Below are 4312 nucleotides of genomic sequence, written 5' to 3'. Positions count from 1 at the left end.
GAAGCTCGCTCTGCGCCAAGCCGCATGACCAGCATCATGGCCGCCCCATTTTGCAGAACTTGACGCACACAACCCACCGATCCACATTGCCCCCGAGTCATGCGCGGTCGGTCGTGAGGTGCCTCCGGCTATCCACAGCACTTCCCGGCAAGGTGCCCAACCGCCCATTAGAGGCGCATGGATCGGCTTGATCAGGGCGTTGGGCGCGGTCGTCATGAAGCCGTAAAGCTCGAAATGGACGGCGCCGTCCTTGACCTTGCGCACCCCATGCCATGGCGTCCAGAGGCCAGCGAAGAAGAAAAGCGGCAGGTCCTCATTGAGCGCGAACGAATCCGCTGAATACCTGTCTCAGGGTCCTTATCGCCGGGTGTTGGGCTGGACTCCGAGAAACGCGTCACAGGCACCACACAGTGTCGATCAAGATTGTTGACTGAAGGGCTTCTCAAATCAGCAAGAAGCTGATTCACGTTTGGCATGAGCCGATATGACTTGACGGACTTCGAGTGGCGAGTGATCGAGGCGCTTCTGCCCAACAAACCGAGGCGTACGTCGCGTCGATGATCGCCGCGTGCTGAACGGCATCTTCTGGGTACTGCGATCAGGCGCGCCATGGCGCGATCTGCCGGAGCGCTACGGACCGCGCACTACCTGTTACAACCGCTTCGTGCGATGGCGGAAGGCCGGTGTCTGGGACCGAATGATGGAGCCATCGCCGCCACGCATGATGGCAATATCCAGATGATCGACAGCACCTCCGTTCGCGCTCACCAGCAGGCCGCGACGGCAAAAAGGGGGATCAAGATCATTGTCTCGGTCGCTCCAGAGGCGGGCTTACGACCAAGATCCATGCGGTCGTTGACGCGCAAGGTCTTCCGATCCGGCTCGGCTTGACGGCAGGGCAAGCACATGACGGGCAGATGGCCGACACGCTGCTCGACCATCTCGTCCCTCGAACTATCCTGCTGGCGGATAAGGCCTACGACGCCGATCGCATCCGCGAGCTGATCCAAGACCAAGGCGCCACGCCCAACATCCCACCCAAGAGCAACCGGCGCTGGAAACCCTGCTTCAGTAAGCGCCTCTACCGCGAGCGCAACCTGATCGAGCGGTTCTTCTCCAAGCTGAAGCACTTTCGCCGGGTCGCCACCCGTTACGACAAGCTCGCCGCCAAATTCCTCGCCATGGTCCAACTCGCCTCAATGCGGCTGTGGCTCCGCGCTTATGAGTCTACGACCTAGTCACCTGAATCTAAAATTCGCTGCATAAGGTCTGTTCGGCCTTTTGGCAGAAGCGCTTGACGGATGAGAGGATGTCGTCGGCGGATTTGACCCCAGCGATATGGCTTTGGGTTCTCATTGTGCCGCTCAATGAAGAGCGGATGTCGGCTTCGAGTTGGCTGGTCGAGGTGTGGACGCCGCGGCGCAACTGCTTGCGGGTGAGTTCGGCAAACCACCGTTCAACCTGGTTGATCCAGGATGCCGATGTCGGAGTGAAGTGGACATGGAAGTGCGGCCGTCGCGCCAGCCATGCCCTAACCAGCGCGGTTTTATGAGTCGCGTAGTTATCCATGACGATGTGGACGTCGAGGTCCGGCGGAATACTGGCGTCAACCTGCTTCAGGAAGTCCAGGAACTCGGTGGCCCGGTGCCGTTTGTAGCACTTGCCAATAACGAACCCGGAGGCGACGTCGAGCGCTGCAAACAGCGAGGTGGTGCCGTGGCGAACATAGCTATGTGTCCGGCGCTCAGGGATGCCCGCCATCATCGGCAGCACGGGCTGCTCAGGGTCGAGCGCCTGAATCTGGCTCTTCTCGTCGACGCTGAGCACGAGCGCCCTATTGGGTGGCGAGAGGTAGAGCCCGACGATGCCGCGCACCTTGCCGACGAACAGCGGATCGCTCGACAGCTTGAACGTCTCCGAGCGGTGCGGTTGCAGCCCGAAGGCGGTCCAGATCCTGCGGATCGTCGTGTGCGAGAAGCCGGTCGCACCGGCCATAGATCGGATCGACCAATGGGTCGCATCGCTGGGCGTGGAGCGCAACGTCCGCTCGATCACGGCTGCGACCTGATCGTCATCGACCGTCCGGGGCCTGCCTGGCCGGCTTTCGTCCAGTAGACCCCTCGACGCGATCCTTGAGGAAGCGGCGCCTCCACTTGCCGACCGTATGCTCGTGGGCCCCCAGCTCAGCTGCGACGGCTTTGCTGGGAATGCCCTCGGCGCAACGAAGAATGATCCGGCACCGCTCGAACATGGATCGCGCCACACGCTGCCGACGCACCTGTCGTTCCAGATACTCGCGCTCTTCTCGCACCAGAACCAGAGGCGCCGTCGGTCGGCCTGTCGCGTTCGCCATCGCTGCACTCTCCATCGAAGGGCGCCGTCGGCGAACAGATGCTTCACCCAGGGCCAGCGCCTGCGGATACCATCCAGGATCGCCTGAGCGCCGGCNCGTAGACCGTTTGCCAGGGTCCGAAATGGATCGGCAGCATCCGCCAACCGCAACCCGAGCGGACCAGGTAGCGCACGGCGTTGACCACCTCCCGGAAATCAACCTCGCGCGGACGGCCGCGACGCCCAGGTTTGGGCATCAGCGGTGCGAACTGCTCCCACTCCTCGTCCGTCAAATCAGACGGGTAGCGCTTGGTCTTCTTGGCGATCTGNCATCAGCGGTGCGAACTGCTCCCACTCCTCGTCCGTCAAATCAGACGGGTAGCGCTTGGTCTTCTTGGCGATCTGAGCCATCCGGCCACGGCTCTGCTTTGTCCACATCTAAAGCTTGAATCATAACCCAGCCTCAGACGAAACCCCCGGCAAGCCGATTTTCAAAACGGTCTCTTAGGTGCTTTAGAAGGTCAACCTTGATAGCCGCATCTGCATGCGAGTAGGAGATAAACGCCTTGAGAGGCTTGGGACTGGGGCCTGCATTTTGGGGGAGGGACATAGTCCCACCGGGATCTCCTCTTTATCAGTCCATTCTTCCTCAGGCGGTCCTTAGTTGTCGTGTAACGTTCTTCTATCCAACCCAGTTTATTGAAAAGGGCTGCGTTCTTAACGCTCACATTTCCGCCACCCGACAATTCTCTAACGGCGTCCATAACCGGTCTTTTCTCGAGTTCCAACGCGCTTCCGCGATTTTGCCTTGCTTGCCATTTTATGGAGCCCCCCGAATCTAGGTCGACAGTTCCAGCGAAAGTCTTTTGCAGTCAAGTCGACGCTGGAAATTAAGCCGGGAAATCGGATCTAATTGGGGAGCCGGCTTGTTGCCAGCAATAAACTCGAACGGTGCGTTGCGTCTTTGTGTTAGCTTGTCGGGCCAGAGGTCTAGCCAACCTGAGTTAGAGCCTTCTCAAGCGCCCGTCTGGGCACCTCAAGCTGCGCCTCGTCGCCACCCCATAGTCGTGCCCGACGCTGCGAGCCGTCCAAGGGTTGTCAGCTTTGGTGATGCTGACACGGGCCTCAATAGCCTACGCGCTTACCGTCATCTCAGCCCCTGTCGGTTATGTCCGCGGCCATGGCATCGATATTCCGTCGAATTGCTCTCCCAGGTCGCACCGCTCCTTTGCTCATATCGCATTCACCAAAGACTATCTCTGGAACGAAATTGACCGGCCCGGGAACGCTCCAGGCCGATCCGAGCTAACCACTCAATCCAAACAACTCCGAATTACCTTAGCGGGTATTCTAAAAATGCCCACGGTGCCCCGGTTACAGGCAGCCCGCGAACGCGGACGAAAGGGTGGACGCCGTCTGAAACAAACCCAACCAGCGCTCCGAAATCACTCGACTCAGCTAAATGAAGGCCGTCCGGCATCTGAAGCCGCTCGTCTCTTTCATAGGACCACCGCCGAGGGATGAGGCCTTGAAGGATGAGGTCCGACGCGTGTTCGAGGCCAACTTCCGCGTCTCGGCGTTCGCAAGGTCTGGCGGCAGTTACAGCGCGAGGGCTTCGACGTCGCCCGCTGCACGGTTGCCCGCCTGATGAGGGCCATTGATCTTGAGGGCATCATCCGCGGCAAGCCGATCCGCACCACGGTGAGCGACAAGGCCTGACCTGCCACTGAACTGTCATCCATGGCGATTAGAGCCTTGGCCGTTTCTGTTACGCCTCTTGGCGCGGGTTGAGCAACCGGCGGAGGCGCGGAGCCTTCCATCAGCACAGCGTCGGAGCCGGTTGCGGTGATGTCCTCGGCGTATGCCGCCGGGTGGTAGCCGAGCGAGGAATGGGGCCTCGCGGTGTTGAAGTCCTCCCGCCATTCGGCGATGGCGCTGCGAGCGTGGTCGAGGCCGAAGAACAGGCTCTCGTTCAAGAGCT

At 60.3% G+C, this 4312-nt stretch carries 7 pseudogenes; 2 read left to right on the top strand and 5 right to left on the bottom strand.

What is annotated here, in order from left to right:
- Window positions 1-177: 177 nt before the first annotated feature.
- A pseudogene (locus X726_RS1000000171420) lies at window positions 178-422 on the bottom strand (SOS response-associated peptidase); the annotation flags it as partial.
- Between the two features lie 52 nt (window positions 423-474).
- Between X726_RS1000000171420 and X726_RS1000000170225 the strand changes: the two are divergent.
- Window positions 475-1238, top strand: a pseudogene (locus X726_RS1000000170225) (IS5 family transposase).
- 10 nt (window positions 1239-1248) lie between these two features.
- Here the strand turns inward: X726_RS1000000170225 and X726_RS01000000167815 are convergent.
- From X726_RS01000000167815 to X726_RS1000000170975, 3 pseudogenes are all read right to left on the bottom strand, one after another.
- Window positions 1249-2353: pseudogene (locus X726_RS01000000167815) on the bottom strand (IS630 family transposase).
- A gap of 97 nt (window positions 2354-2450) precedes the next feature.
- Window positions 2451-2657 (bottom strand): annotated as a pseudogene (locus X726_RS1000000170220) (transposase); the annotation flags it as partial.
- Between the two features lie 4 nt (window positions 2658-2661).
- Window positions 2662-2769: pseudogene (locus X726_RS1000000170975) on the bottom strand (IS5/IS1182 family transposase); the annotation flags it as partial.
- A 1078-nt stretch (window positions 2770-3847) separates the two neighbouring features.
- Between X726_RS1000000170975 and X726_RS1000000170215 the strand changes: the two are divergent.
- Window positions 3848-4047: pseudogene (locus X726_RS1000000170215) on the top strand (IS3 family transposase); the annotation flags it as partial.
- Between the two features lie 26 nt (window positions 4048-4073).
- Here the strand turns inward: X726_RS1000000170215 and X726_RS0137070 are convergent.
- Window positions 4074-4312: pseudogene (locus X726_RS0137070) on the bottom strand (integrase core domain-containing protein); the annotation flags it as partial.

This window comes from Mesorhizobium sp. LSJC285A00 (assembly GCF_000503155.1).
Taxonomy (GTDB): Bacteria; Pseudomonadota; Alphaproteobacteria; order Rhizobiales; family Rhizobiaceae; genus Mesorhizobium.
The sequence above is the reverse complement of the archived record's forward strand: the minus strand, read 5'-3'. Positions and strand labels throughout refer to the sequence as shown.